At 71.3% G+C, this 26,620-nt stretch carries 31 protein-coding genes; 9 read left to right on the top strand and 22 right to left on the bottom strand.

From position 1 onward, the window contains the following. Positions 1-428, bottom strand: a 428-nt coding sequence (locus CR162_RS17305) for a tetratricopeptide repeat protein (RefSeq protein WP_176559901.1), incomplete at its 3' end; no start/stop codon positions are given. A gap of 555 nt (positions 429-983) precedes the next feature. On the opposite strand from CR162_RS17305, the gene CR162_RS17300 reads away from it, so the two are divergent. Then, positions 984-1,820 (top strand): flagellin, encoded by an 837-nt coding sequence (locus tag CR162_RS17300; protein ID WP_099096787.1) that lies wholly within the window; start codon positions 984-986, stop codon positions 1,818-1,820. A 164-nt stretch (positions 1,821-1,984) separates the two neighbouring features. Here CR162_RS17300 and CR162_RS17295 read toward each other — a convergent pair whose 3' ends face one another. Together CR162_RS17295 and CR162_RS17290 are read right to left on the bottom strand one after the other, a co-directional pair. Beyond that, on the bottom strand, positions 1,985-2,854 hold the full coding sequence (locus tag CR162_RS17295) for a ParB/RepB/Spo0J family partition protein (protein WP_099096786.1): 870 nt from the start codon (positions 2,852-2,854) through the stop codon (positions 1,985-1,987). Then, a complete protein-coding gene (locus CR162_RS17290) occupies positions 2,851-3,882 on the bottom strand; it encodes an AAA family ATPase (protein WP_176559900.1) in 1,032 nt (343 codons plus the stop codon). Before CR162_RS17290 ends, CR162_RS17295 begins: the two co-directional genes overlap by 4 nt. A gap of 199 nt (positions 3,883-4,081) precedes the next feature. Between CR162_RS17290 and CR162_RS17285 the strand changes: the two genes are divergently transcribed. Beyond that, complete coding sequence (locus CR162_RS17285) at positions 4,082-4,357, top strand: WGR domain-containing protein (RefSeq protein ID WP_099096785.1); 276 nt, start codon at positions 4,082-4,084, stop codon at positions 4,355-4,357. A 31-nt stretch (positions 4,358-4,388) separates the two neighbouring features. Here the strand turns inward: CR162_RS17285 and CR162_RS17280 are convergent, their stop codons facing one another. From CR162_RS17280 to CR162_RS17265, 4 genes are all read right to left on the bottom strand, one after another. Then, positions 4,389-5,135 (bottom strand): hypothetical protein, encoded by a 747-nt coding sequence (locus CR162_RS17280; protein ID WP_099096784.1) that lies wholly within the window; start codon positions 5,133-5,135, stop codon positions 4,389-4,391. 340 nt (positions 5,136-5,475) lie between these two features. Next, positions 5,476-5,811, bottom strand: coding sequence for a hypothetical protein (locus CR162_RS17275; protein WP_099096783.1), 336 nt, complete (start codon positions 5,809-5,811; stop codon positions 5,476-5,478). A gap of 38 nt (positions 5,812-5,849) precedes the next feature. Continuing rightward, positions 5,850-6,074 carry a DUF4170 domain-containing protein gene (locus CR162_RS17270; RefSeq protein ID WP_099096782.1) on the bottom strand — a complete coding sequence of 75 codons (225 nt, stop codon included), beginning with the start codon at positions 6,072-6,074 and terminating at the stop codon, positions 5,850-5,852. A 76-nt stretch (positions 6,075-6,150) separates the two neighbouring features. Further along, positions 6,151-6,429 (bottom strand): hypothetical protein, encoded by a 279-nt coding sequence (locus CR162_RS17265; RefSeq protein WP_099096781.1) that lies wholly within the window; start codon positions 6,427-6,429, stop codon positions 6,151-6,153. 845 nt (positions 6,430-7,274) lie between these two features. On the opposite strand from CR162_RS17265, the gene CR162_RS17260 reads away from it, so the two are divergent. Further along, on the top strand, positions 7,275-8,306 hold the full coding sequence (locus CR162_RS17260; RefSeq protein WP_245870463.1) for a replication initiator protein A: 1,032 nt from the start codon (positions 7,275-7,277) through the stop codon (positions 8,304-8,306). A 29-nt stretch (positions 8,307-8,335) separates the two neighbouring features. Here CR162_RS17260 and CR162_RS17255 read toward each other — a convergent pair whose 3' ends face one another. The 6 genes from CR162_RS17255 to CR162_RS17230 all read right to left on the bottom strand — a co-directional run bounded on the left by CR162_RS17255 (position 8,336) and on the right by CR162_RS17230 (position 11,654). Further along, positions 8,336-8,569, bottom strand: coding sequence for a helix-turn-helix domain-containing protein (locus CR162_RS17255; RefSeq protein WP_099096780.1), 234 nt, complete (start codon positions 8,567-8,569; stop codon positions 8,336-8,338). A 9-nt stretch (positions 8,570-8,578) separates the two neighbouring features. Continuing rightward, a complete protein-coding gene (locus tag CR162_RS17250; RefSeq protein ID WP_099096779.1) occupies positions 8,579-8,824 on the bottom strand; it encodes a hypothetical protein in 246 nt (81 codons plus the stop codon). A 21-nt stretch (positions 8,825-8,845) separates the two neighbouring features. Then, a complete protein-coding gene (gene minD, locus CR162_RS17245) occupies positions 8,846-9,697 on the bottom strand; it encodes a septum site-determining protein MinD (protein ID WP_099096778.1) in 852 nt (283 codons plus the stop codon). A gap of 55 nt (positions 9,698-9,752) precedes the next feature. Further along, positions 9,753-10,451, bottom strand: coding sequence for a septum site-determining protein MinC (gene minC, locus CR162_RS17240; RefSeq protein WP_176559899.1), 699 nt, complete (start codon positions 10,449-10,451; stop codon positions 9,753-9,755). A gap of 148 nt (positions 10,452-10,599) precedes the next feature. Further along, positions 10,600-11,298, bottom strand: coding sequence for a hypothetical protein (locus tag CR162_RS17235; protein ID WP_099096776.1), 699 nt, complete (start codon positions 11,296-11,298; stop codon positions 10,600-10,602). Further along, complete coding sequence (locus tag CR162_RS17230) at positions 11,295-11,654, bottom strand: hypothetical protein (RefSeq protein ID WP_099096775.1); 360 nt, start codon at positions 11,652-11,654, stop codon at positions 11,295-11,297. The genes CR162_RS17235 and CR162_RS17230 overlap by 4 nt, the downstream gene beginning before the upstream one ends. Before the next feature lie 208 nt (positions 11,655-11,862). On the opposite strand from CR162_RS17230, the gene CR162_RS17225 reads away from it, so the two are divergent. The 5 genes from CR162_RS17225 to CR162_RS17205 all read left to right on the top strand — a co-directional run bounded on the left by CR162_RS17225 (position 11,863) and on the right by CR162_RS17205 (position 16,702). Then, the gene (locus tag CR162_RS17225) at positions 11,863-13,113 is read left to right on the top strand and encodes a hypothetical protein (protein ID WP_099096774.1); all 1,251 of its coding nucleotides are present in this window, start codon (positions 11,863-11,865) and stop codon (positions 13,111-13,113) included. A gap of 94 nt (positions 13,114-13,207) precedes the next feature. After that, complete coding sequence (locus CR162_RS17220; RefSeq protein ID WP_099096773.1) at positions 13,208-13,570, top strand: response regulator; 363 nt, start codon at positions 13,208-13,210, stop codon at positions 13,568-13,570. Beyond that, positions 13,563-14,234 (top strand): protein phosphatase CheZ, encoded by a 672-nt coding sequence (locus CR162_RS17215; protein WP_245870461.1) that lies wholly within the window; start codon positions 13,563-13,565, stop codon positions 14,232-14,234. Before CR162_RS17220 ends, CR162_RS17215 begins: the two co-directional genes overlap by 8 nt. Positions 14,235-14,313: 79 nt before the next feature. Beyond that, positions 14,314-15,984 (top strand): flagellar hook-length control protein FliK, encoded by a 1,671-nt coding sequence (locus CR162_RS23145; RefSeq protein ID WP_099096772.1) that lies wholly within the window; start codon positions 14,314-14,316, stop codon positions 15,982-15,984. A 28-nt stretch (positions 15,985-16,012) separates the two neighbouring features. Then, positions 16,013-16,702, top strand: a complete 690-nt coding sequence (locus CR162_RS17205) for a flagellar hook assembly protein FlgD (RefSeq protein WP_099096771.1) — start codon at positions 16,013-16,015, stop codon at positions 16,700-16,702. A gap of 103 nt (positions 16,703-16,805) precedes the next feature. On the opposite strand, the gene CR162_RS17200 is transcribed toward CR162_RS17205, so the two are convergent. The 8 genes from CR162_RS17200 to CR162_RS17165 all read right to left on the bottom strand — a co-directional run bounded on the left by CR162_RS17200 (position 16,806) and on the right by CR162_RS17165 (position 22,720). Further along, positions 16,806-17,222, bottom strand: a complete 417-nt coding sequence (locus CR162_RS17200; RefSeq protein ID WP_099096770.1) for a flagellar basal body-associated FliL family protein — start codon at positions 17,220-17,222, stop codon at positions 16,806-16,808. A gap of 67 nt (positions 17,223-17,289) precedes the next feature. Then, complete coding sequence (locus CR162_RS17195; RefSeq protein ID WP_099096769.1) at positions 17,290-18,408, bottom strand: EscU/YscU/HrcU family type III secretion system export apparatus switch protein; 1,119 nt, start codon at positions 18,406-18,408, stop codon at positions 17,290-17,292. Positions 18,409-18,413: 5 nt separating this feature from the next. Further along, positions 18,414-19,175 carry a flagellar biosynthetic protein FliR gene (locus tag CR162_RS17190; protein ID WP_099096768.1) on the bottom strand — a complete coding sequence of 254 codons (762 nt, stop codon included), beginning with the start codon at positions 19,173-19,175 and terminating at the stop codon, positions 18,414-18,416. Positions 19,176-19,185: 10 nt separating this feature from the next. Next, complete coding sequence (flhA, locus tag CR162_RS17185) at positions 19,186-21,249, bottom strand: flagellar biosynthesis protein FlhA (protein ID WP_099096767.1); 2,064 nt, start codon at positions 21,247-21,249, stop codon at positions 19,186-19,188. 3 nt (positions 21,250-21,252) lie between these two features. Next, on the bottom strand, positions 21,253-21,516 hold the full coding sequence (locus CR162_RS17180) for a flagellar biosynthetic protein FliQ (protein WP_099096766.1): 264 nt from the start codon (positions 21,514-21,516) through the stop codon (positions 21,253-21,255). Positions 21,517-21,579: 63 nt separating this feature from the next. After that, positions 21,580-21,870, bottom strand: coding sequence for a flagellar hook-basal body complex protein FliE (locus CR162_RS17175; protein WP_099096765.1), 291 nt, complete (start codon positions 21,868-21,870; stop codon positions 21,580-21,582). 5 nt (positions 21,871-21,875) lie between these two features. Continuing rightward, a complete protein-coding gene (gene flgC, locus CR162_RS17170) occupies positions 21,876-22,316 on the bottom strand; it encodes a flagellar basal body rod protein FlgC (protein WP_099096764.1) in 441 nt (146 codons plus the stop codon). Continuing rightward, on the bottom strand, positions 22,316-22,720 hold the full coding sequence (locus CR162_RS17165) for a flagellar basal body protein (RefSeq protein ID WP_099096763.1): 405 nt from the start codon (positions 22,718-22,720) through the stop codon (positions 22,316-22,318). The genes flgC and CR162_RS17165 overlap by 1 nt, the downstream gene beginning before the upstream one ends. A gap of 150 nt (positions 22,721-22,870) precedes the next feature. Between CR162_RS17165 and CR162_RS17160 the strand changes: the two genes are divergently transcribed. Further along, positions 22,871-24,196, top strand: coding sequence for a FliI/YscN family ATPase (locus tag CR162_RS17160; protein WP_099096762.1), 1,326 nt, complete (start codon positions 22,871-22,873; stop codon positions 24,194-24,196). Positions 24,197-24,232: 36 nt separating this feature from the next. Here CR162_RS17160 and CR162_RS17155 read toward each other — a convergent pair whose 3' ends face one another. After that, positions 24,233-26,554: an FdhF/YdeP family oxidoreductase gene (locus tag CR162_RS17155; protein ID WP_099096761.1), complete on the bottom strand. Its 2,322-nt coding sequence runs from the start codon at positions 26,552-26,554 to the stop codon at positions 24,233-24,235. Between the last annotated feature and the right edge of the window lie 66 nt (positions 26,555-26,620).

Genomic DNA, 26,620 nt, shown 5'->3' with positions numbered 1-26,620 from the left:
CCCCGCGATGGGGACGCGACCCGGTAGAGGGCCTCCGCTTCCCGCAACTCCCCCCGCTCCTGCAGCAGCAGGCCGAGATTGATCTGCGCTTCCGTGCATTCCGGGTCGAGGCGCAGGGCCTCGCGGCAACAGGCGGCCGCCTCATCGCCCTGCCCGAGATCGTGCAGGGCGAGGCCGAGATTGACATGGTAGAGCGCCACATCCGGCTCGATGGCGATGGCCGCGCGGATCAGCCCGGCGGCCTGGCCGGGCTCGCCCACCTGGCGGTGCACGACACCCAGCAGATGCAGCGTCTCGCCATGCTCCGGCACGGCCAGGAGCACGTTCCGGTACAGCCTGCCCGCCTCGGCCAGCCGCCCGGCCTCGTGATGCTCCAGAGCCAGATCGAAAAGCCCCCTCACGAGATGAAACACAGCGGGGTTGGCCATGCGCTGGACCCTTTCCTGATCAAGACAGCCGCGGGGCCTGGGGTGCGGCCGGCCACGGCTCATGCTGAGGCGGGCGGCGGGGAAGCCGGCACCTCATCCGGCTTTCAGGATAGGGGCGGGTTTATTGACAGGCGGTGAGCCCTGGCCGGCGCGAAACCGGAGGACGCCGGCACGGCCGCAAAGGCCAGTGGCAAATCCTGAAGAAGACTGAAGATCAGCAAGAGGGAGGTGCCTCAACTGCACTGCGGGGCGTCTCGATTTTCTTCGGAATGGCTCAAAAAAGAGATTTTTCTTGTTGGGATTTCCGCTGCCCTGCGGCAAGGTTACCCCAGGAAGACAACAGGACCAGGAACACGGACGACCCGGCGCCAACCGATGAACGCCATGGTCGCCTGCCTGAACCTCGAAGCATTCCGCACGATCGCCCCGGCAAAACCCGGAAAGGCACCGGCCAGAACACTCCTCTGGCCATTGCTTTCAGCAGGACCGTCTCTTTTCTGAGAAATGAGATGACCTGCCGCGAACCTCCCCTTTTGCCGCCAAAGGAAAGCCTTCATGCTCAGCGCCGTCTCCTCCCCCTCCGTCGGCACCCTTTCCTCGATGCAGAGCCTGCGCTCGCTGAACAAGCAGGTCTCGGTGCTGCAAAGCCAGATCGCGACCGGCAAGCGCGTGAACACGGCCAAGGACAACGCCGCCATCTGGTCGCTCGCGAACAGCCTCAAAACCGATCTCGCCATGAACAAGGAGGCTGCGATGAGCCTGAGCGTCGCCGCCTCGACGGTCGCCGTCGCATCTTCCTCACTGGAGGCGATCGTGACGGACCTGCAGAACATGAAGTCTGCGGCTGCCCAGCACCACACCAACGGCACAGCCTTCGCCACCTATTTTGACGAACTCAAGCAGACCTTCGACAACTTCGAAGGTGTGCTGAGCGGCGCCACCTTTCGTGGGACGAACCTGCTGACGTCAGGCACGGCAGCCAGCTTCACGGTTGGCTACAACAATGGCACGGCCATCACCTTGTCTGTCGCCTCCAACAACGTCGCTACGGGCACCGCCTATGATGCTCTTGGCGACCTGTTCGCAAGCGGCGCCGGCTCTACCAGTGCCACAGACCTCGGCATCGCCATCGACGCCGCCATCAACGAGACCAAGTCCCTGGCCGTCTATTATGGCTCGGCCGCGAACAGGATCGACACCCGGACCAGCCTGATCCAGGCGCTCAACGACAATCTGGGCTCTGCCATCTCCAACCTGGTCGACACCGACATGGACGAGGCCTCGGCGCGCCTGACGGCCCTGCAGACCCAGCAGCAGTTGGCCACCCAGCTGCTCTCGATCACCACGCAGAACCAGTCCACCCTGGTGCAGACGCTCTTCCGCGGCTTCTGATCCCTTCCGGCGGCCCGCCCCAGTCCCATGCCGGGCGGGCCGCCGGCACGCCTTCCTTCACCGGCGGCAATCGTGAAGGACAGGGGGCGGCGCCAGGGCATCGGGAGGCTCAAAACCCTGGCGCCGCCATCCCCGAACAGGAGAGGCCATGCCGCTCCCGGCCCTTATTCCCCGGGCAGGGCGAGCAGCGCCGCAAGCTGGCGCTGCAGCGCACGCAGCTCCCGCCGCTCCGCCGGGCTCAGCGGAAGCCCCGCCGCCCGGCGCCGCTCCAGCCCGGCGCGCCATTCCCGCAACAGGGCGGCAGGCAGGCCCGCCGGCGCGGAAGGGGAAGGGGAAGGGGAAGGGGAAGGCGCGGCCCGCGCCGGACGCGCGGCCCGGATGGCCCGCACGGTCAGCTCCCCCGCCCGCGCCAGCCGGATCAGCCGCTCCCGCACCGGGCCATCCTCCAGCCGCGCCAGTTCCACCAGCACGTTGCGCGGAACAGCAGGGGCCTCGGCCAGGAAGTCCTCCGGCAGGGTCAGCAGCCGCAGCGTGGCGCTGATCTCGGCGGGGCTCCGGCCCAGCATCTCGGCCGCCCGCCCCTGGTTGATGCCGCGCCGCGCCAGCAGGCGCTTCAGCGCGCGCGCCTCCTCCACCGGCGCCAGATCGACGCGCTGGAGGTTCTCCAGCAGCGCGGCCAGCTCGGCATCGCCCTCATGCGCGATCGCCAGCAGGCTGGGCCAGCCATTGCGCCGCGCCGCCCGCCAGCGCCGCTCGCCGGCCACGATGATCCAGCCGCCACGGCGCTCCGGGTCCTGCCGCAGCAGAACGGGCTGCAGCTGGCCCTCCGCCGCCATGGTCGCGGCCAGCGCGGCGATCTCCGCCTCGTCGAAACGCTTCCGGGGCTGGTCGGGATCGGGGCGGATCCGGTCGAGCGGCGCCTCGAAGGAATGGCGGAAGCGGCTGTCCTGGGTCACCAGCCCATCGGTGGCCGCGCCGATCACCGACATGGCGGCGCCCAGCATGGGGGAGGCGGGCCTGCGCCGCGGGCTCATGGGCCGGAGCCCTCCTCCGCCACGGCCTCGCGCGGCATGACCGGCAGGGGCGCGCCTGCCGCCAGGGCGGCGGCGAGCCGCGCATACACTGCGGCCGCCGCGGCGCCGGGCGAGGCCTCCAGGGCGATGCGGCCGTTGCGGGCGGCATGGCCGAACACGGCGCTGGCCGGCACAGCTTCCAGCACGGGCGCCTTGCCCTCCATCACGCCGATGAGCTGCTCCAGCACCTCGCGATCGACCGATTTGCGGGCGCCGAACTGCGTGGGCAGGATCCCCGCCAGCCGCAGGGAAGGGTTCAGGCGGCGCTGCACCTTGCCGATGGTGGCCAGGATCAGCCCCACCCCCATGCTGTCATAGGGCTCGGTCCGCACGGGGATGATGACGCAATCCGCCGCCGCCAGCCCCATGACGGTCAGCGTGCCGAGGTTCGGCGGCGCATCCAGGATGATGGCGTCATAGGCGCCGCGCACCGGCTCCAGCGCCTCCCGCAGCGCGGCGTCGAAGCCGGGCTCGCGCCGGCCATCCGTCTCGGCGAGGTCGATATGGCTCGGCGCCAGGTCGAAGCCCGCCCGCCCGCCCAGCAGCGGGTCGTCGTGCCGGAAGATGGCTTCCGCCAGGGGGCGGTCCCGCAACAGGACCTGCGCCATGGTGCGCCCCTGCCGGTAGGCCTCGACGCTGTGGCCCGTCATCAGCGCGACCGTGGCGGTGGCCTGCGGGTCGAGATCCACCAGCAGCACCCGCGCGCCCTGCCGGGCCATGCCGCAGGCCAGGTTGAGCGCGGAGGTCGTCTTGCCCACGCCGCCCTTCTGGTTGGCCAGCACCAGGGTGCGGGCATGGCGCGGCTGGCCGGAAGCGAGGGCGGCGGCGGCGCGGCCCACCTCCTCGGGGATCGGCTCCCGGCCGTTCTCCCAGCGCGAGATGCGCGGCTTGTCGTAGCTGCGCTCCAGCGCGCGGTTGAGCGCGTCCTTGAACTCCGTCTGGCTGAGCCGCAGCCCGAGCCGCAGGGCCTTCAGCGTGCCGCCTTCCACAGTGCGGCCTCCCCTTCCTTTTGCGCCGTGTTCTGACGTCAGAACACGGCCGGGCTTTGCGGAGACTGGCAGAGGCCCCCCGGGTCGTCAACCTCCCAAGGATCGGTTGACGCAGAGCGACGGAAAACGGCCACGCTTGCAGCCAGGCCGCGCGCCCGGGCAGATTCAGGGGAAGTTTCCGGACGGATGTGTCGCCCGCATGCTGAGCCTCTGGCTGCATCGCCAAGATCCGACGCGCAACATGAACCGCTTCTACCGGCTCTACGTCTCCGCCGATCTGCTGGGCGGGTGGTGCGTGGTGCGGGAATGGGGCCGGCACGGGGCGGCGGGACAGGTCCGCCGCGACCTTTACGCGAGTCCCGAGGACGCGCAGGCGGCGGGGCAGCGCCTGGCGCGGCAGAAATTGCGGCGCGGCTACCGCCCCGCCCTGGGAACCCCGCTGCCGGCGGAGCTGCTGGGCGCCGCCACGGGCTGAAGGCCCCGCCCCGCCAGGCCGGGGATGGCCCTCAGGCCGCGCCCTTGCCGCGCCCGCCCAGGCCCGGCTTCAGGCGGTGCGCCGCCGGCGCGGTGCCGTAGAGCGCCTCCAGCGCTCCGCCCATGGCCTCCTCCAGCGTGGCGGCCCACCAGCGCGGCGCCCGCGGCGCCGCCACGGCCTGGGCCGGGATCACGGTGCCGAAGGGCAGGCTCTCCAGCTCGCACTGGAACCTGGCCCGCGCCTCCCGCCCCGGCCATTCCCGGATGAAGATCGTCTGCAGATGGGTCCAGGGCTGCGCCGCGGAGGACGGCTCCAGGGTGTTCAGGTGGCTGCACGCCCAGATGCGCGGCAGGCCCGCCTCCCGGCGCATCTCCACAAAAGCCGGCGCCACGCAGCGCACCGGCTCCGCTCCGCCTTCCGTGGCGAAGGGCGGGTTGTAGGCGGCGCCCAGGGCCAGGGCGATGGCCTGCATCAGCCCCGGCGCCTGCCCCTCCATGACCAGCGGCTCGGCGGCCGGCGGCAACAGGCCGCCCGGCCCGCGGCTGGAAAGCGGCCAGCTTTCCGTGCGCCAGCGCATGGGCTCGCCTTCCTTCCAGCGGCCCGTGCCGGAAAACAGGGTGCAGCGGTGGTGGTGGCTCGCGCCTCCGGCGTTGCGGGGCCAGCCCGGCACCGCCGTGGTGAAGGCGCAGGCGCGCTGGACCGGGCCCGCCATGTCCGAGCAGCCCTCGGTCTCGATGAAATGCGGCGCGACGAAGCGCGGCGTGGAGGGCAGGGGCATCGGCAGGAATCCCGCATGATCCGGAGAGCGGGGACGCTCCCGCCCGCCTCGCCGCGATGTTACCCGCGAATGGGCCGCAGCAGCGGTGACTGGAGCCTCAATTTGTGGAATTAGGCAATTATTGATAAAAGCTTAATGCCCTGACCGGCTTCGGCTTCCCCGCCAGGACGGCGCCCAGCTTCAGGCGACCGCCATGCCCCGGACCGTTCTTGCCCTGATCCTTGTGGCACTTCTCGCGCTCTGCGGGGTGGCGATGTGGCGGAGCCTGGAAGCCGCCGCGCAACCTTCCGCGCGCTCTGCGGAAACCCAGCGGCTCACCCCCTCCGAGCGGGCGGCCCGCCTAGCGCGCGTGTTTCGCGAATAGATGCGCGGGAACGCCGATCCCGCTTTCCCGCCCCGGCTCGCGCCCTTCGCGCCGCAGCCGGTCGAGGGTTGATTGCAGGCGGATGATCATCTCCTCCGCCTCCCCCGCCCGCAGCGCCTGATGCCGCGTCTGGCGTTGTTCGCGCAGCAGGGCGATCTCCAGCACCGCGATCCGCTCCGCCATGCCATCCAGCAGGCGTTCCTGGGCCTGGTCGCGGCGGTCCCGCCGGAGCCGGGCGGCAGGACCGATGCGGAACAGGCCGAACAGCCACGCCATGGCGGAGCGGAGCCGCAGCCACGCGCCGGCCGGCATTCCGGCCGGCGCGTGCGGGCGGGCCAGAAGGCCGCGCCTCACCGCCCGGCCGGCACGGCCTGGGCGCGCAGCACGAAGAGGCGGTGCGAGGCGATGTCCACCATGCGGCGCATCCGCTCGAGCCAGACCTTCTCGGCCGCTTCCAGGCTGTGGAAGGGGCCGTGCAGCTCCTCGGTGCCCTCCTCCAGTTCCGCGAAGCTGGTGTCACGGAAAATCCCGCCCCAGACCACCCAGATCTCGCGGCCGTTGAGGGGATCGTTCATGCTGTAGTCCTTCCATTTTGGTCTGCGCGACAGGCCTCGCGGGGTGTGGGCCCGTGGCTGCCGGGGATTGCTGCTGTCAGCGCGCGCACCGTATGCGGATCTTCATCCGGCGGGCAGGCCCTCCAGGCCTCGCGCCCCGGATCATCTGACGCAGCGCAGCATAGCCCTGGAAGGAGGCGTCGGCGAGATCAGACCGCCAGCCGGCCAGCGCAAGGCCGGCGCCCAGGCTGATGAGGGCGAGGCCGATCAGCGCGGTATCCTGAGGCGCCAGCCAGCCGAGGGGAAGATCCGGCATCAGCAGCCCGGTGCTGCCCGTTGCAAGCAAGAGCGGGCCAAGCAGGCGTCCATCAAGCATGGGGTTCTCCCGTCCTGTCTCACGGCTTTGCCGCCGCGCCTGACCTTTTAGGCCATGGCGCCCCGTCTTCCAACGTTTTTCGCATAAATTCCACCCCGGAACGTCCTGGACGATCCTGTTGTTGCTGCGGGTCTTGTTTTCAGAAGAACGCAGGAGGCTCCGCGCTTTGGACCTGCCTGATGGAAAAGACCCTCGGCCTGTCGGTGTCGCGACGACCGCAATTTCCTGGCTACACCAGGAATCAACTCGAGATTTTGAATTGAGTTGCTGTTTATCAACCCAGAGTTGATTTAGCGCTTGATAGCGCGATCAGACTCGTCATTACGCCGACACTTGCGGAAAGCGGCTTCTGGTCTCCGCTTCTCATGGCCCTTTTCAGGGCTTTCCCGAACTTGGCCGCATCCTGCTTTCCCGGCTGGACGGGCGTTTTCTCCGCCAGACCTTTTAGAAGTGTTTCAAGAGTCAAAGAGTCAAAGAGTTATACAGTTATGGGGCCGGATTCAGGCTTTGATTTCATGGACTTGCTCCCTGTTCGCGTCGGCGTCACGACGAGGATGCGTCGGCGTCACGACGAGGATGTGTCGGCGTCACGACGAGGATATGTCGGCGTCACGACGAGGATATGTCGGCGTCACGACGAGTGCGGTGCAGGGTGTCGGCGTCACGACGAGTGAGGGGCTGTGGATAACTCTGTCCGCCTGTCCGGCCTGCCCCATGCCCCGCCTGTCGGCGTCACGACGAGGAGGGGCGGGAAAAGACTCGTCGTGACGCCGACAGCCCCGCATCCAGCGCTGGCATCTCCCGGCCGGCTCGTCCACAACGGTGCAGCAGGACGCGCTGGGGCCATGGACGAGCAGCAGACGTTTGACTTCTCCAAGACCGACAGCCCGCTGGTGGGCAAGGTCAAGGGCGACCGGAACACCATGGTCTACAACTTCTTCTCGCTGCGGCGGGAGAAGGAGACCGAACTGCCGCGCTACGACGACGGCAAGACCTGGATCGAGGTCGTCGGCACCAAGCATGGCGTCGCCTCGATCTGGGACAAGGAGCTGCTGGTCTATTCCGCCTCGCTGATCGCCGACAAGATCAACCGCGGACAGGCGCCCTCGCCGCGCATCACCTTCACGGCGCATGATTTCTTCATCACCACCGGCAGCACGCCCGGCGGCTCGGCCTATGACAGGCTTGAGGAATCGCTCGCCCGGCTGAAATCCACCTTCATCCGCACCAACATCGAAACCGGCGGGGAAGGCGAGGACCGCGGCTTCGGCTGGCTCGACGAATACAAGATCCTCTACCGCCGCGGCCGGGACGGGGCCAAGCAGATGCGGGCGGTGGAGCTCACCCTCTGCGCCTGGCTCTTCCGCGCGATCGTGCAGGACAAGCACTTCCTGACCTACAGCCCGCGCTACTTCGAGCTGCCGCCGGTCGCCAAGCGCCTCTACGAGATCGCCCGCAGCGGCCCGCCGGGCGGCTTCCGGATGGGGCTGTCGAAGCTGCGGGCGCGGGTGGGCACCACGCAGGACCTGCGCCGCTTCAAGGCGGAGATCAACGCCTACGCCACGCACCGGCGCAGCCTGCCCGACTACGGCATCGCGCTGATCGATCCGCGGGCGCGGCGGGCGCTGGACAAGGGCTTCCCGAAGCCGGTCGGGCAGACCGCGCTGAAGTCCTGGCTGGTGGCGTTCTACCCCACCACCAACATCACCAGCCTGGTCCCGGTGGAAGCCATGCCGCTGCTGGAGGAGGACGAGGTGGAGGCCGCTCCCGAGGCGCTTCCCGCCCCCGGCCTCCACGATGCCGCCGCTTCCCTAGGTGCCTCCCCAGGCGCCTCCCCAGGCGCCTCCAGGCCGGGTTCCCGCCGCCGCGCGGCCTGACCGTGGCCGGCCGGCCTGGCCGGCAGGCCCTAGGGGTCCTCCCGCGGCGGCTGGCCGATGCCGACGGAGCCGTCGCGCCGGAACACCACGCCGCTGCGTGCCAGGATCTCCTGCACCCTGACCAGGGTGCGGCTGGTGACGTTGCCATCCCCCTCGATGCGGCCCAGCGTGTTGACGGAAACGCCGGCCGCCATGGCGAGCTCGCGCATGCTCATGCCGAGGGCGGCGCGGGCCATGCGGCACTGGGAAGCCGAGATCAGCATGGCGCCGCCTCAGCGCCCCGGCGTCAGGTCGATGTCGATCTCGCGCAGCTCCAGCGCCGGCGAGGTGCCGATCTTGACGCGCACATGGCCGCCGCGGGCCAGCTTGCGGATCTCCCGCAGGCAGGCCTCCTGAATGCGTTGCGTGATGTCGTCGCCCAGCACCGCCATGCGGTCGGCGCTCACCTGCTTGCGCAGGCGCGCCGCGGCGAGGCCGGCCGTGTTGCGGCGGCGCTGGATCAGGGCGATCAGGGGCATGGCATCGGTCTCCTCGGGGTGTCAGGCGAACCGGAACAGCCGGCGCAGGAAGCCGCGCGGCTCGGCGCTGGCTTCCAGCACATGCCGCACCGGCGCCATGCTGGGCAGGCGGACGGGCTGGCGCACCTCGCCCAGAAAGCGCGACACGGCATCGCGATAGGCGCGGCCGGCATCGGTTTCCTCGTCCAGGCTGGCCGGCACGCCGGCATTCGAGGCCTTCAGCACGGCCTTGCTTTCCGGCACCACGCCCAGCAGCTCGGCCGAGAGGATGTCCTGGATGTCGCCCAGCCCGACCATCTCGCCGCTCCGCACCCGCTCCTGGTCGAAGCGGGTGACGAGCAGGTGCTCGCGCACCGGCTCGCGCCCCTCCTCCGCGCGCCGCGACTTGGCGGAGATGAAGCCCAGGATGCGGTCGGCATCGCGGATCGAGCTGACCTCGGGGTTGCAGACGACGATGGCATGGTCGGCGTGGTAGAGCGCCATCATGGCGCCGTGCTCGATGCCGGCGGGGCTGTCGCAGAGGATGTAGTCGAACTCCTCGCGCAGCTGGGCCATCACGCGGTTCACGCCCTCGAGGGTCAGCGCGTCCTTCTCATGCGTCTGGGAGGTGGCCAGGACGTGGAGGTTCTCGATCCGCTTGTCGCGGATCAGCGCCTGCTGCAGCTTGGCCTGGCCGTTGGCGACGTGCAGGAAGTCGTAGACCACCCGCTTCTCGATCCCGAGCACCAGGTCCAGGTTGCGCAGGCCCACATCGAAGTCGACCAGGCAGACGCGCTTGCCGCGCAGGGCGAGGGCGGCGCCGAAGGCGGCGGTGGTGGTCGTCTTGCCGACCCCGCCCTTGCCGGAGGTGATGGTGATGACGGTCGCGGACATCGGGTTCTCCCTGTTGTCGTGCGGTGTGGTGCCGTGGGATCGGGCGAGGGCGGGGTCAGGGAAGCGGGGCGAAGCGCAGCCAGCCATCGGCGATGCGCAGCTGGGCCGGCCGCCTCACCCATTCGGCCGGAATCTCCTCGGCGCCGAGCCAGAGGCCGGCGATGGAGAGCATTTCCGGGTCCATGATTTTCGCAAAGACGCGGGCATGCGGGTCGTCCCCCACCCCCGCGCTGGCCGAGCCGCGCAGCGCGCCATAGACATGGATGCAGCCATCGGCCAGCAGCTGCGCCCCGGGCGAGACGGAGTGCAGCACGACCAGGTCGGCCTCCGCCGCGTAGATGCGCTGGCCCGAGCGCACGGGCTCGCTGACGATGACGGTGGGGCGGCGGTCGCAGGGCAGGGCGACATCCTGGCTGGCCTCGGGCTCCAGCATCCGCCCGAGCCCGGCCGCCAGGGCGGCGCGGTCGATCTCCGGCCAGCGGGCGCGAAAGGCGGCCGGAACCAGCCCCAGCCGGCGGATCACGGCCAGCAGCCGGGGGATCTCCGGCGCCGCCCCGGCGGGCAGGGCCGTCAGGTCCAGCAGGACCGGCGCATGGCGGAAGAAGCTGGCGGTGCTGCTCAGCTTCGCCGCGAGCGCCTCCTCGAAGGTGGCCGGGTCCATCTCGGCCACCTCCAGGGTCAGAAAGGGATGGGAACGGCCGCGCAGGCGGAGAGAAGCCTGCGCCGCCGCCGCCCGAGTGTTGTCATGCCTCATGCACGCCTGCCTTCTGCCGGCGCTTCCCAGGTTTTTCGCATATCCCGGCGAAGCCATTCCCGCTTCCTGCGGGGAAGGCAGGGATACCTCTCACCGCGTTTTTTCGCAAGAGATTTCGCGTTTGCCGCCATGGATGAAGACCGATCCCTCAGGCGACATGCAGCGCGAGCGGCGGCGCGGCGGTGGTGAAGCCCTGCGCGGCTTCGGCGGCCGCGGCGAGCCAGGCCCGGAACAGCACCTGTCCGTCGAAGGCTCCGTCGAGCAGCGCCTGCGAGACGGGCAGGGCCTGACGGCGCAGCTGCGCCAGGGCCACGCGCCGCATGACGGGCCGCAGCACCCCGGGCGGCTCCCCCACATCCGGCAGGCCGGCGGCGCGCCGGAAGGCCTCCATGCTGCACCCGCCTTCCAGGGCGCCGGCCCGCAGGTCGGGCAGGGCGCCGAGCGGGCGCAGCCGCCCGCCATCCCACACCAGGAGCCGCACGTCATGCCGGTGGCTGCCCGCCGGCACGGTGAAGCCGGCCACCTCTCCCGGCTCCAGCCGCAGCAGGCCGCCCAGCCAGTCCAGCGCCGCCTCCATCAGCCCCGGCCGTGCCGGCAGGCTCGCCGAGGCGCAGAGCCGCGGCCCGTCCTCCTCCTGCAGGATGCGGGAGCCATGGGTCAGGTGGTCGAGGCTCTCGCCCATCAGCACCGCGCTCGCCTCGGGCACCGAGAACAGGGGGTGCGCGGGGGGACGGGCCAGCGCATGCCCCGTCAGCAGCGCCACGAGCGCCTCCGCATCCGGGCGGGGCAGGGGGCGGCGCAGCGGCGCGTCGAGCTCCAGGCGGCCCTGCCGCTCTGGCCGGCTCATGGCGCCCGCCCCGGCTGTGCCTGCAAGCGGCGCTCGGTCACGGCCAGCATGGCCTCCAGCGCCGCCGGGCCCGCCGGCACGGAGCGGCGCAGCAGCCGCAGGGGAGGATCGTCATGCGGATCCTCCTCCACCACCAGGAGCTGGAGCGGCAGGTCGGCCTCGACCTGCCCCAGCAGCCCCTCGCGATAGGCCAGGGCGATGCGCGGGGCGCCCCCGGCCATGGCCAGCCATGCCTCCAGCCGGTCGAGCAACTGCGCGAACTCCGCCTCGCCCGCCTCCACGGCCGTCAGGTCGAGAAGCTCGCGCCCGTCCTGGACCAGGCTGGCCTCGCTGGCGCTCCGACGGTTGATCTGCATTCGGTTTCTCCTGAAGCGATCACACGCCCCGGGTGGTGCCATGCGGCCCCTTCACAAACCGATAATTTCCCTGCCGCCGCCTGCCGGTCCGGGAGACAGGCAAGAAGGATTGACGCCACACGGAGGAGAGCGCTAGCTGAGGGGCAGGCAACCTAAAGGCGAATATATGATGATGAACAAACCAAATGGTTATGTTCCATCGTATGGCATGCCGTTGCAGGACCTCGCCGGTCTCGATCTGGGCAGCCCGCCCGGCATGGCCCTTCTGCGCCGGTTCGACGCCCAGCTGCGCCAGCTGCCCTCGCCCGAGGAGCGGCGCGAGGCGGTGCGGCGCCTGCAATGCATCCCCCCCCTTTCCGACCGCGCGACGGGGCTGATGGTCATCCCCGGTGGCTCCCTGGCGCTGCGCCAGGGCCAGGCGGTGTTGCTCTGCGAGCCGGCCTCCGCCCTGTGGCTGCCGCATCCCGGCGCCTTGCGCGAGGCGCTGGCCGCGCTGCCGGGCGTGCTGCACGTGGCGCATGGGCGGGAAGGGCTTGCCCTGGTGTCCGCCGGCGAGACCGCCCGCCACGCCCAGTGCGCCACGCTGGTGCCCGATGCCGCGGCCCTCGCGCCTTTCCATCCGGCCTGCGGCCAGGGGCAGGGGCCGGCGCTGCTGCGCTGGTCAGCCTGGGGCGCGGTGATGTGGCGGATGCGGCCCGCTCCGCCCCCCCTGGCGCTCGCCATCAGCGCCTCGGGCGAGAGCCTGCCGGCCGATGGCGGATGCGTCCCGCGCGAGATCTGGGACGCGCCGCAGGGCGATGAGCGCTACCAGCTCCTGTCCTCCGGCCTGTTCGCGCATCTGGACGAGTTGCTCGGCAACGAGGTGAGCGACTCGCTGCGCTTCGCCCTGGTCGATCACTGGACCGATGGCGACCACTGCATGGCGAGCCTGCTGGCCGACCAGCTCGGCCTGCTGCCAGCCTGCTTCGCCACGCCCTGGCACGCCCCGGCGGGGCTGGCGGCGCTCGGCTCCTGGCCACGCGCCGCCGCGGCGATGGGCCAGGCGGCCCGGCCGCTGGCGATGCTGGGCATCGCCCGCGGGGATTGGGGGGGCGCCTGGCGGCCGGCCGCGCGGCAGAATTTCCTGCGCCTCCTCCGCACGGCGCTGCCGGCGGGGCTGGCGGCGGAGCTGGTTTCGGAGAACGCGGCCCTGCCGCCCCAGCCCCTTTGGCAGCTGGGCGCGGACCGGCAGATGCGCTGCGGCGCGGAGGATTGCTGCGCCCTCCTGCCGGCTTCCATGAGCTTCGCGGCCTGCATCGCCCTGGCGCGGCAGCTGGCCGGGGCCTGTGGCGCGCCCGTGCAGTGCGCCGTGCCGGCCTGGGGCTTGGCGCAGCGCTTCGACCCGGCGGGCTGCGGCGAAGGCAATGCGGCCTGGTATGGCCTCGCCCCCGCCGTGGCGGAGATGGCGCTCGAGGCATGAGCGCGCGGGAAACCGGCGGGACGCCACCAATAGGTCTTGCGAAAAACGTCTAGAATGCGATGATGCCGGCGAGACGCATAAGGGGGACCGGCGCGTGAAGATTCTGGTGGTCGACGACTATCCCACGATGCGGCGTATCGTGCGAAATCTCCTGGACCAGATCGGCTTCAAGGATGTCGAGGAAGCCGGCAACGGCGCCGAGGCGCTGGAGAAGATCAAGGTCTCCCGCTACGACCTCGTCATCTCCGACTGGAACATGGAGCCGATGACGGGCCTTGAGCTGCTCAAGGAGGTGCGGGGGGACGCGAACCTGTCGAGGATGCCGTTCATCATGGTGACGGCGGAGAGCAAGACGGAGAACGTCATCGCCGCCAAACAGGCGGGGGCCTCGCAGTACATCGTGAAGCCTTTCACGGCGGAAACGCTGAAGGCGAAAATCGCTTCCGTGGTTGGCTGAGCACCCCAAGGTGCGGGCGACGCCAACGCTCCAGTCCGGCCTGGCCCGCATCGCCGGGCAGGCGGCGGCCATCTCCTCGGAGGTCGAGCGGCTGCTGGGGCTCGACGGCAGGAGGCTGGACGGGGCCGGTGAAGACGGGATCGGTGAGGATGGCGCCGATGAGAGGCTGCGGCAGGCCTTCGGCGAGATGCAGGCCATGTCGAAGCTGCTGGCCGAGACGCGGGCCGAGGTGGTGGGCCTCTCGCCACCGTCGGGCGAGCTGGGCGACACGCTGGACGCGGTGATCGGCGACACCGAGGGCGCCGCGCTCGAGATCCTGCGCCAGGCCGAGCGCGCGCAGGCCGCGGCCGCGCGCCTGCATGCCGGCACCTCCGCCGACACCACGGCGGACCTGGCGGAAGTGGACGAGGCCGCGACCGCGATCGTGCTGGCCTGCGCCTTCCAGGACCTGACCGGCCAGCGCGTGCGCAAGGTGCTCTCGACCCTGCGGCAGGTCGAGGCGCGGGTCGCCGCGCTGGTCGCCCTGCTCGGCATCGGCCCGGAGGAAGGCGGCACCCTGTTGAGGGCCGCCCCCTCACGCCCCGATGCCCACCTGCTGAATGGCCCAAGCACGGCGGCACAGGGCGGGCTTGGCCAGAGCGCGGTGGACGACCTGTTCGGCTGAGCCTCCGCGGACGTTTTACCGCGCCTCCCGCGCTCCGCGACGCCGGAGCCCGACAGAGGCGCAGGACAGGAAGAATTCCATGGCCATTCCTCCGGGTGGCGAGCCCCTCCTGCAAGCCGCGCCGACACCGGCCGGGCGCCCCGGCAAGGGCATGCCGGCCGCGATGGTGCCGGCTGTCGATCCGGCGGCCTTCGCGGTGCTGCTGGCGGGGCAGGGCACCGCCCCGGCCTTCGCCCCCGCCGCCCTGGCCGCCCCTGTTCCGCCAGCGAACCGGCCAGGCACGGACGCACCCGCCCTGCAGGACCAGGCGATGCCCTGGGAGGCCCTGGCCGCGGCCGCCGAGGAAGCGGGCCATTTGCTGGCCCTGCGGCAAAGCATGGCCATGGCGCCGCCACAGGCGGACGCTGACCCGCTTCCCGATCTTGCCACGCCATTGCCGCCCTGCGGGCCGGCCCTGCCCGCCCCTGCGCCCGCTCCTGCGCTCGCCCTGGCGCCCGCCCCTGTGCCGGCTGGCGGCCCCGGCCTCGCGGAATGGTCGGCCGAGACGCCGCCCGAAGCGGCCGCGATACCCCCTCCGGGCGAAGCGCCCGCCCCATCGCTGGTGCCTGCTGCGGCGGATGCGGCACCCCTTCCGGATGAGGCCGCGGCGCCAGATGCGTCCCTCGGTGCCAATGCTGATGCTGATGCTGATGCCAATGTCGATGCCGAGGCCGATGCCCAGCCCGGCGCATCGGCGGAGCCCGTCAGGGCCGCGCTGGCCATCGTGCCCGGCACAGCGGCCATGCCGGCCGCTTCCGCTCCGCGCCCGGTGACGGACGGACCTTCACCGGCCCTTGCCCTGTTCCCGGACGTCGGCGCCAGCGCCCTGCCGACCATCGGGGCGGAGCCTCCGGCGGCCGCGCCGATCCTGCCCGCCACGGGGGAAGCCAGGCCCGCTCCGCTTGCGAACACCGCGCGGCCGCAGCCTCGCCGCCCGTCCGGGGAGGCCGGCCCGCCGGGGCTCGCCACGCCGGCAGCGCCGCCCGCGGCAGCCGGAGCCGCTCCCCCTCCTGAAGCCGTGGCCTTGCCGGCCATTGTGGCGGACAGCATCGACCCACTCCGGCTGGCGCCGCCGGAGGAAGGCATGGCGCCGCTTCACGGCCCGACAAAGGTGGAGGGAGAGCTGCCGCATCGCCGCGTTCCGGTGCCGGACCCACGTCTTTCCTCCACACCCGAGGCGGCGGCGCGTCCGGAGCCTGTTCTTCTCGCCGCGGGCGGCGGCCTGCCGGCGCCGGCGCTCGTGGCTCCGGATCCCGCCGCGCCAAGGGCGCTGGTCCAGGCCGGGGCGCATCCCCGCCTGGCGGCCGAGGCGGCGCCGCAGATCGTGCTGCGTGTCCGGGAGGCGGCCGAACAGGGCGTGGACACCATCGCGGTCGATCTCCGGCCGCCGGAGCTCGGGCGGGTCGAGCTGCGCCTCACCTTCCGCGAGGGCACGGTGCAGGTGGTGATGCTGGCCGAGCGCGCCGAAACCTTCGAGGCGCTGCGCCAGGAGCGCCATAGCCTGATGCAGCAGATGGAGCAGGCCGGGCTGCAACTGGGCGGCAATGGCCTCGACCTGCAGCACGGCTCCCTGTCCTGGGCGGAGCGGGAAGCGCGCGAGCCCGAGCCGGCCCCGGCCATGGCCGCCGCTGCCGGCGAGGAGGAAGGCCCCCCCGCCGCCGAGGCTTCCCGCCGCGTCCCCTCCGACAGCCTGATCGACATCGTCGCCTGACGCCCCCACGCCATCCGGAGTGCACAGCATGGCCAGTGTTTCCAACGTGACCGCGACAGCCAGCGCCGGCGCGGCCAGCGGCACCCCCGCGCCCACCGCCCGGCTCAGCTCCTCCAGCACGGATTTCGACCGCTTCCTGACGCTGCTGACGGCGCAGATGAAGTTCCAGAACCCGCTGGAGCCGACCGACCCGACCCAGTTCGTGGCACAGCTCGCGCAGTTCTCGCAGGTCGAGCAGCAGACAAAGACGAACAGCCTGCTGCAAGGCATCGCCACCTCGCTGGCGGGCGGCGAGAGCCTGGCGGAGAACGCCGCACTGCTCGGCAGGACGGTGCAGACGGAGATGACGCGCCTGGTGCTGCCCGGAGCCGGCGCCAGCGTGCCGGTGACGGTCGAGATCCCGGCCACGAACCTGGCCAATACGCGCCTCGAGATCCTGAACGGCGCGGGCGAGGTGGTGCGGCGGATCAGCGCCGGGGCGGGCAGCACGGCCCTGACCTTCGACGGCAGGGACGGCAACGGCGTGGCCCTGGCGGCGGGGGGCTACGCCGTCCGCGTGGTGGGGGAGAACGCCGAGGGCGTCCGCCAGGTGGCCGGCACCGTGACCAGCAAGGGCAAGATCACGGAGGTCCGGCGCGACAGCCAGGGCCAGACGAACCTGGTGCTGGACCATGGCGGCGTCGTCAGCGCCGCGGACATCGCGCGCCTCGGCGTCTGAGGCGGCCTGTGCGGCCCTGTGCCCGGGCAGGGCCGCCAACCCCAGGCCGCCAATCCCAGGCCGCCAGCCCCAGCGGCCGCCAGTCCTCAACCGCCGCCGGTCCTCAGCTGTGGATGAGGCGGGTGATCACCACGTCCTTGAGCCCTTCCTCCTGAATGCGCGCGAGGCTGTCGAACAGCTTATCGCGCAGCCGGGCGGGGTCGGTGTGCCCCGGGCGCAGCTCCTGGCGTTCCGACATGGCCATCAGGCGCTGCAGCACCGCCTGCTTCAGCCGGGGCGAAAGATCCCGGAAGTTCTGGCTCTGGGCCGCCTGCGTCTCCAGCGTGACCGAGACGACGACATAGGACATGCGCCGGTTCTGTGCCGGCAGGTTCACCGTGAAGTCGCCCAGCGTGACGTATTCGAATTCCTTCTTGGCCGCTTCGGCGGCCCGGGCGGAACGGGGGGGCGCCAGCACGGCCGGGACCAGCGCCGCGGCCACCAGCCCGCCCATCAGGGAGCGGCGAGAATAAGGGGACATCCACGACCTCGTGCATTGGACGGCTCCCTGTTTCGCACCCGCAAAATCCCAGGTCAACAGACTAATCTCATTTTTGCGACGTCTGATCCCGGCTTCCCTGGCCCTGCCTGGGGGAGGCGGGCCGCAGCCCCTTCTGCGCCCAGACGATGCCGATGACCTTGGCCACCGCCTCGAAATGGTCAGGCGGGATGATCTGCCCCACCTCCACCGAGGCGTGCAGCGCGCGCGCCAGCGGCCGGTCCTCCATCACCGGAACGCCCGCGGCCCGCGCCTGCTCGCGGATCCGCAGGGCCAGCCGGTCGGTGCCCTTGGCCAGGCAGACCGGCGCGTCATCCTGGCCCCGCTCGTAGCGCAGGGCCACCGCGAAGTGGGTGGGGTTGGTGATGACCACGGTGGAGCGGGGCACGTCCGCCAGCATCTGGCGCTGGGAAACCTGCCGCCTCCTCTTCTTCTGCGCGGCCTTCACATGCGGGTCGCCATCCGTCGAGCGCAGCTCCTCCCGCATCTCCTGGATCGTCATGCGCTGCCGGCGGTGGTACTCGAAGCGCTGGAAGCTGATGTCGATCGCCGCCACCACCAGCGAGACGGCGGTGACGGCGAAGAGGATGGTGGCGAGGGCCTCGCCGGCCAGGGTGGGGAAGGCCGCCGGATCAAGGCCGGCCAGCGCCGCGCTCTGCTCGTAGAGCGGCACGCCGACGAGCCAGCAGGCGGCCGCCACGGCCAGGGCCTTCAGCAGGTTCTTGCCGAACTCGAACAACGCCTTGAGGCCGAAGATCCGCCGCATCCCGGCCAGGGGCGAGATGTTGGAGAGCTTCACCCGCAGCCGCTCGGGCGCGAGAACCACGGTGTTCTGGAGGAGGTGGGGCAGCAGGCTGCCCGCCACGAGAAGGCCGAACACCGGCAGCAGGGCCAGCGCCAGCGCCTGGGCCAGCGAGGCGCCCGCCTGCCGGAGGCCTTCCTCGTTCAGCAGCAGGAAGGCCTCGGGCTGCTCGACCAGCGGCAGCAGCAGATCGCCCACGCGCCCCCCCACCATGCTTCCCGCCAGCCACAGCAGGAGCAGCATCGCCGCATAGATGCCGAAGCTCGACCCTTCCCGCGACATGGGCAGGTCGCCCCGCTCGCGCGCCTGCTGCAGCTTGCGGTGGGAGGCTTCGAGGGTTTTCTCCTGGCCGCTTTCCTCCGCCATGGCGCTCAGGGCCTCAGCGCGATGGCGGCGCCATAGGCGGCGATGATCTCGGACACCAGCGAGGGCGCCGTCACTTCCAGCAGGTGCAGCCCCACCATGAGCAGCGCCGGCGCCCCGATCATGAAGACCGGCATGGCCGGCAGGGCGCGGTTGATGCCGGCCAGCGCCACGTTGAACAGGACCGACAGGATCAGGAACGGCATGGAAAGCTGCATGGCCAGGCGGAACGCGGCCGCCATGCCCTCGCTCGCGGAGCGGGCCGCGGCGGCGCTTGGCAGCGGCATGCCGAGCGGCACGAGCGCATAGCTGTCGGCCAGGGCGCGCAGGCCCAGATGGTGCCCGTCCACCGCGAACAGCGCCACCAGGCAGGCGGCGTAGAGGGTGGCGCCCAGCACGGCGGAGCTGTCCGGGCCCACGCCGAAGACGAAGGCGTTGCTGATGCCGATGCTCTGCCCGATGATCTGCCCCGCCACCTGCACCGCCGAAAGCAGCAGGCGCGACAGGGTGCCGAGAAAGGCGCCGCTCGCCACCTCCAGCGCCACGGCGGCGGCGGCGGCCCAGATGCCGGGCATGGCCGGCGCCGGCCCCGCCAGCGGGGCGATGCAATAGGCCACCAGCAGCCCCGCCGGGACGCGGACCCGCACCGAGACCTGCGCCTCGCCGAGGCCGGGCAGCAGCATGAAGGCGGTGGAGACCCGGCAGAACACCAGCAGCAGGCGGTAAAGCTCGGCGCCCAGCCACTGCTCCAGCGTCAGCGCCGCTTCCATGCGCGCCGGCTCAGATCTGGCCCACGGTGCGGAGCTTGGCCCGCTGGTGCACCTCGGCGTGGGAGATGACGGCGATGGTGGGGTTGATGCGCTCCACCAGGTGCCGCACGAAGGGGCGGGCGGCTGCGGACGTCAGAACCGCGGGCCAGTCCCCCTTGGCGGCGGCCTCGGCGATGCGGGCGCGCGTGGCGCCGACCAGCTCCTGCACCTTGGAGGGCGCCATGGCGAAGCTGCGCTGGTCGCCTTCCTCGACAATGGCGCCGCCCACCTCCCTTTCCCATTCCGGCGAGAGCAGCAGGGCGGTGATGTAGCCGTCATCCTGCGCCAGCCCGCGGCAGATCTGCAGCGAGAGGCGCTGGCGGACATGCTCGGTCAGCAGCGAAACGTTGCGGGTGAAGCCCGCCCCCTCGTGCAGCGCCTCCAGGATCAGCGGCAGGTTGCGGATCGAGATGCGCTCCAGGAGCAGGGTGGCGAGCACCTTCTGCACCGTGGCCAGCGGCAGGGTGACGGGGATCAGGTCGGCCACCAGGCGCTGGTGTTCCTTCTCCAGGCCGTCCAGCAGCTTCTGCGTGGCGGCATAGCCCTGGAGCTGGGACATGTAGCCCTTCAGCACCTCGGACATGTGGGTGGTCAGCACCGTCTCCACATCCACCACCGTGAGGCCCTGCGCCATCGCCGCCTCGCGCAGCGCCGGCTCGATCCAGCGCGCGCGGATGTGGAAGGAGGGTTCCTGCGTGTCGATGCCGGGGATGGTGACCTCCTGCCCGCCGGGGGCGAAGGCCAGCAGGCGGCCCAGCATCAGCGTCTCGCGCGCCACCTCCACGCCCTGCACCTGGATGGAGTATTCGCCGGATGCGAGATCCATGTTGTCCTTGATGCGCACGGCGGGCAGCACGAAGCCGTATTCCAGCCCGAAGGCGCGGCGCAGCTTCTTGATCTTGTCGGACAGCCCGCCCTGCCGCCCGGCGGTCAGCGAGACCAGGCCCATGCCGAGCTCGAGCCGCACGTCATCGACGCGGATCAGCTCGGACAGGCTTTCCTCGCGCGGCGCCGCCTCGGCTGCCGCGGGGCCGTTCCCGGCCGCGGCGGCAGCGCGGCGCAGGCTGCTCTGCGCCAGCCAGCCGCCCCCCGCCGCCACCAGCCCGAGCGCCACGAAGGGCAGGAAGGGCAGGCCAGGCAGCACGGCGAACAGGCCGGACAGGCCCGCCGCCAGGTAGAGCGGCTTGGGCTGGGCGCCGAGCTGGGCGATGAAGGCCTTGTCGGTCGAGCCGCGCACGCTGCCCTTGGAGACCAGCATGCCGGCGCCCACCGAGACGATCAGCCCCGGGATCTGGCTGACGATCCCGTCGCCCACCGCCAGCGTCACATAGGTTCCGGCCGCGCCCTGGAGCGGCATGCCGTGCCGCAGCGTGCCAACGACGATGCCGCCCAGCACGTTGATGATGGTGATGATGATGGCCGCCACGGCATCGCCGCGGACGAATTTGGAGGCGCCGTCCATGGCGCCGAAGAAGGAGTTCTCGTCTTCCAGCTCCTTGCGCCGGCGCTTGGCCTCGGCATCGTCGATGGTGCCGGCGGAAAGGTCGGCGTCGATCGCCATCTGCTTGCCGGGCATGGCGTCGAGGTTGAAGCGCGCCGCGACCTCGGCGATGCGCCCGGCGCCCTTGGTCACGACGATGAAGTTGACGATGATCAGGATGGTGAAGACGATGACGCCGATGACGAAGTCGCCGCCCACCACGAACACGGCGAAGCCGTGGATGACGCTGCCCGCCGCCTCAAGACCGCGATGCCCGTCGGCCAGGATCAGCCGCGTGGTGGCCAGGTTCAGCGCCAGCCGCAGCAGCGTGGCCACCAGCAGCACGGTGGGGAAGACCGAGAAGTCGAGCGGCCGCTCGATCCAGATGGCGACCATCAGGATCAGCACGGACAGGGTGATGGAGGTGGCCAGGCCGAGATCGACCAGCCAGCTCGGCATCGGCAGCACCAGCACCGCCAGCAGCAGCACCATGGCCGCGGCGAACAGCATGTCCTGGTGGCCAAGGCTGTCCCGCAGCCTGCGCAGCACCGCCATGGATCAGAGCCCGACGATCATTTGCGCGATCTCCTCGGTATAGGAGCGCAGCGCGGCGAAGCCGAAGGGCAGGGACAGCATGGTCGCCACCAGCGTCACCACGATCTTCGGCACGTAGGAGAGCGTCATCTCCTGGATCTGCGTCAGCGCCTGCAGCACGGAAACGGCGACGCCCGTGAACAGGGCGGCCAGCAGGGGCGGCCCCGCCACCAGCATGGTGGCGTAGAAGCCGCTGCGCAGCACCTCGACGACATCGCCTTCATTCATCGTGCGGCTCCGGCCATTCTGGCAGGCGGGCGAGCGGGCGGGCGGAAGGAGGCATGGCGGCGCTCACACCGCCATGCGCAGCACGTCCGTGTAGGCGCCGACCACCTTGTCGCGCAGCTGCGTCAGGGTCTGCACCGTCAGCTCGGCGGCGGCGGCGGCCTGCACCACCTCCTGCACATCCGCCGTGCCGGCGACGCCGCGCGCGGCGGTGGCCTCGGCCTTGCGCAGCGTGGCGAGCGAGGCGCGCGCCGCGTCGCCCACCATGCTGCCGAAATCGGATGCGGGCGCGCCGGTGGCGCCATAGGCGCGGAGGGCGGCGGAGACGGGCGGGATCGCCGCGAGGGGAGTGGTCATGGCGTTTACGCCCTCAGGATGTCGAGTGTCTTGCCGTAGAGCGCGCGGGCCTGCTGCATCACGCTGATGGAGGCCTCGTAGCTGCGCCCGGCGCCGCGCAGGTCCGCCTGCTCGATCAGCGGGTCGACGTTCGGCAGCTTGACGTAGCCGGTCTCGTCTGCCGCCGGATGGGCCGGGTCGAAGCGGGTGCGGAAGTCGCGCTGGTCACCGCGGATGCTGTCCATCCGCACCAGCTCGGCGCCGGTGCTGCGGTCCACCATCCGGCCGAAGGTCAGGAGCTTGCGCCGGTAGGGGTCGCCGCCGGCCACGCTGGCGGTGGAGGTGGCGTTGGCGATGTTCTCGGCCGCCACGCGCATGCGCAGCGCCTGGGTGCTCATGCCCGAGGCGGCGGTGGCCATGGCCTGGGTCAGCGGCCCGGCGCCGGAGACGGGGTTGAGGCGGATCATCAGCGGCCTCCGGCGGCGGTGCGCAGCAGGGCGGTGCCGCGCCGGTAGACCAGGGTGGCCAGGTCGTAGGCTTTCGCCACGTCGGCCTGCTTGACCATCTGTTCCTCCAGATTGACGGTGTTGCCGTCCGGATCCTCGCTGTAGCCCTCGGCGCGGTCGGCGGTGACCGCCACGCCCTCGCGGGCGCGGCCCATATGGCCGGGCCGGGTCGAGGCCAGCTGCAGCGCGGGCGCGCCGGGCTGGCTGCGCAGCAGGGCGCTGTTGAACTGGAAGGGCTTCACGTCCCGCGCCCGGTAGAGGGGCGTGTCGGCATTGGCGATGTTCTGCGCCAGGATGTTCTGCCGCTCCGCCAGATGCCGCATGCGGGCGCCGGTGATGCGGAAGACGTCGATGCCGTCGAGCATGGGATCGCAGCGCCTCTTGCCGTGAGCCCGACGAATAGCGTCAGCCTCTTGCTCTTGTCGAGATTTTTCGCATAACTCTTTCCCGGAAACTTGCCGCGCCCGGCATGGGCCGGGGCGGGAACCAGGAATTTTTCGCGGAAGGGGCTTTCGGTGGTCTCACCTCTGGGCGACGTGGCGGCGCAGCTGGCCCGGCTGCCGCGCTGGCAGCGCTTCGGCACGCTCTCCGCCGTGCGGGGCGCGGCACTCTCGGCCACGGGGCTGGGCGAGACGCTGGCGGTCGGCGACCGCGTCCGTGTGCAGCGCGCCGGCCGTGAGGCCCTGCACGGGGAGATCGTGGCCTTCCAGGACCGGACGGCCATCGCGGTGCCGGAGGGCGGCACGGAGGGGCTGGGACCCGGGGCGCGGCTCTGGCTGGAGGAGCCGCTGGAGCTCTACCCCTGCGAGGCCTGGATGGGCCGGGTGATCGACAGCCTGGGCCGGCCGCTGGACGGGCTGGGCGCCCTGCCGCAGGGCCGGCAGGGCGTCCGGCTGCGCCAGCCGCCGCCTCCCGCCATGCGCCGCCGCCTGGTGGGGGGGCGGCTGGAAACGGGGTTGCGCGCGCTCGACATCTTCACCCCCCTCTGCCGCGGCCAGCGCATGGGCGTCTTCGCGGCCTCCGGTGTCGGGAAGTCGACGCTGATGGGGATGCTGGCCCGCTTCGTGGAGGCCGATGTCATCGTCGTGGGCCTGGTTGGCGAGCGAGGGCGGGAGGTGCGCGAGTTCCTGGACCACGCGCTGGGCGAGGCGGGGCGGCGCCGCTCCGTGGTGGTGGTCTCCACCTCGGACCAGCCGGCCCTGGCGCGGCGGCGCGCCGCGCAGGCCACGCTGGCGGTGGCCGAGCATTTCCGCGCCGCCGGCAGGCAGGTCTTCCTGCTGCTCGATTCCATCACGCGCCTGGCGCAGGCGCAGCGTGAGATCGGCCTGGCGGCGGGCGAGCCGGCGACGGCGCGCTCCTTCACCCCCTCCGTCTTCACCGAGCTGCCGGCCCTGCTGGAGCGCGCGGGGCCAGGGATGGAGGGAGAGGGCGACATCACCGCCGTGTTCACCGTGCTGGTCGATGGCGACGACCATGACGAGCCGATCGCGGACGCCGTGCGCGGCATCCTCGACGGGCATATCGTGCTGGACCGCCGCATCGGCGAGCGGGGGCGCTGGCCGGCGATCGACATCCTGCGCTCCGTCAGCCGCTCGCTGCCCCGCTGCCACACACCCGCGGAGAACGCGCTGCTCGCCCAGGCCCGCCGCCTGCTGGCCTGCCATGCGGATATGGCGGAGATGATCCGCCTCGGCGCCTATCGCGGCGGCAGCGACCCCGAGGTGGACGCCGCCATCGACCGCCACCCGGCGCTGGAGGCGCTGCTGGGCCAGGGCATTGACGAGCGCAGCACGGCGGCGGAGGCCTTCGCCCGGCTCGAACCGATCCTCCAGCCACGCTGAGGGCCGCGCTGGAGGTCATGCGGCCTCAGCCGCGCGTCAGACCGCGCCGAAGGGGCGGGGCGCGGCGGCCCGGTCAATGCGGATGGGCACGGCCTTGGCCGCCGGCACCTTGCTGCCTTCCGCGTGGTGGCTGAGCGGGATCAGCGGGTTGCATTCGGGGTAATAGGCGGCGCAGCAGCCTTCCGGCACGCCATAGGGCGTCACGCGGAAGCCGCCCAGGCGCCGCGTCACGCCATCCTCGATGGCGCAGGCCAGCGAAACCAGTTCGCCCTCCTTGAGGTCCAGCCGCTTCATGTCGGCGCGGTTCATGAACAGCACCATGCGGGTGCCCTGCACGCCCCGGAAGCGGTCATGGTAGCCATAGACGGTGGTGTTGAACTGGTCGTTGCTGCGCAGGGTGATGAGCTGCAGCACGTCCGCCGGCTGCGGGTCCTGCGCCTTGGAGACGGTGCCGGGCGTCACGAAATTGGCCTTGCCGGTGTCGGTGGCCCAGATCCGGTCGCGCGCGCCGAGCGGGCGGGGGAAGCCGCCGGGCTCGAAGAGCCGCTTGTTGAAATCCTTGAAGTCCTTCGGGTAGGTCGCCTCGATCGCGTCGCGCACCCGGCCGTAATCGGCCACCCAGCCATCCCAGTCGAGGCGCGGATTGGCGGGCAGGGTGGCCTTGGCCATCTCGGCCACGATGCGGGGCTCGGACAGGAGATGCGGGCTCGCCGGCTCGCGCTTGCCGCGCGAGCCATGGATGCAGGCCGTGCTGTCCTCGATGGACACCGCCTGCGGGCCGCCGGCCTGCCGGTCGATCTCGAGCCGCCCGAGGCAGGGCAGCAGGTAGCTGACCTTTCCCGGCAGCAGGTGGCTGCGGTTGAGCTTGGTCGCCACATGCACGGTCAGCTGCAGGCCGGGCCAGGCCGCCTCCACGCGCTCCGTGTCCGGCACGGCGCGGGTGAAGTTGCCGCCCAGGCCGATGAAGCCGCGCGCCTTGCCATCGATGACGGCCTGGCAGGCATCCACCGTGCTCCACCCCTCCCAGCGCGGCGGCTCGAAGCCGTACTGCTCCGCCAGCCGGTCGAGCGGCACGAGCTTCGGCTTCTCGGAGATGCCGACGGTGCGCTGGCCCTGCACGTTGGAATGGCCGCGCACCGGCAGGATGCCGGCGCCGCGCCGGCCGATATTGCCGCGCAGGAGCAGCAGGTTGATCAGCAGCCGCACGGTCTCCACGCCGTCGCGGTGCTGCGTCAGCCCCATGCCGAACTTGGCGATGACGGCGCGGGCGTTGCAATAGACGTTTGCCGCGCCCTCCAGCGCCGCGCGCGACAAGCCCGAGCGCTGCTCGATCAGGGACCACCCGATGGCCCGCGCGCTCTCGGCGAAGCTCTCGAAGCCATGCGTGTGCTGCGCGATGAAGTCATGGTCGATGACGGGCCGCCGGCCGGCCGCGCGCGCCTTGTCGTCCGCGGCGATGACCGCCTTGCAGAGCCCCATGATGGCCGCGCCGTCGCCGCCGGCCTTGAGCTGGTGGTACTGGCTGTCCAGCCGCGTGTCCTGGCCGGCCAGGGCGTTGCCGGCCATCTCCACCGGGTTCTGCGGATTGACGAAACGCTCCAGCCCGCGCTCGCGCAGCGGGTTGAAGACGATGATGGGCACGTTGCGCTTCGCCGCCTTCTGCAGCGGGTGCAGCATGCGCGGGCTGTTCGTGCCGGTGTTCTGGCCAAAGGAGAGGATGCAGTCGGTGTGCTCGAAATCCTCGAGCAGCACCGTGCCCACCGGCACGCCGAGGCTTTGCGGCAGGGCGACGCTGGTCGTCTCGTGGCACATGTTGGAGCTGTCGGGCAGGTGGTTGCTGCCATGGAGCCGGGCGAAGAGCTGGTACATGTAGCTCGTCTCCAGCGAGGCGCGGCCGGAGGCGTAGAAGATGACCTCCTCCGGGCTCAGCCCCCTCAGCTCGGCGCCGATGGCGCGAAAGGCCTCGGGCCAGGAGGTGGCGACATAGCGGTCCGTTTCCGGGTCGTAGCGCAGCGGCTCGGTCAGCCGGCCGCTGTATTCGAGGTCGTGGTCGTTCCAGCGCCGCAGCTCCGCCACGGTGTGCCGGGCGAAGAACTCCGGCGTGGCGCGGCGGTCCGTCAGCTCCCAGGTGGTGGCCTTGGCGCCGTTCTCACAGAACTCGAAGGGGTGCGGCTCGGCCGGCTTGGCCCAGGCGCAGCTGACGCAGGCGAAGCCGTCCTTCTTGTTCTGCTGCGGCAGCAGCCGCAGCACGTCCTGCGCCGCGCCGTCGCGCCGGATGGATTGCAGCAGGGATTGCGCCGAGCCCCAGCCGCCCGCCGGGCCCTTGTAGGGCTCAATCTTCACGGCATCCTGCGGCATGTCTCGCCTCCCTGTGCAATGTCGCGCGTGCAACGTCGTGCGGTTTCGTCTCCAACGCGGGGTGGC

Origin of the sequence: Teichococcus rhizosphaerae, from assembly GCF_002631185.1 — a bacterium.
In the GTDB taxonomy this organism is placed as follows: domain Bacteria; phylum Pseudomonadota; class Alphaproteobacteria; order Acetobacterales; family Acetobacteraceae; genus Pseudoroseomonas; species Pseudoroseomonas rhizosphaerae.
This window is presented reverse-complemented; position numbering and strand designations above follow the sequence as displayed.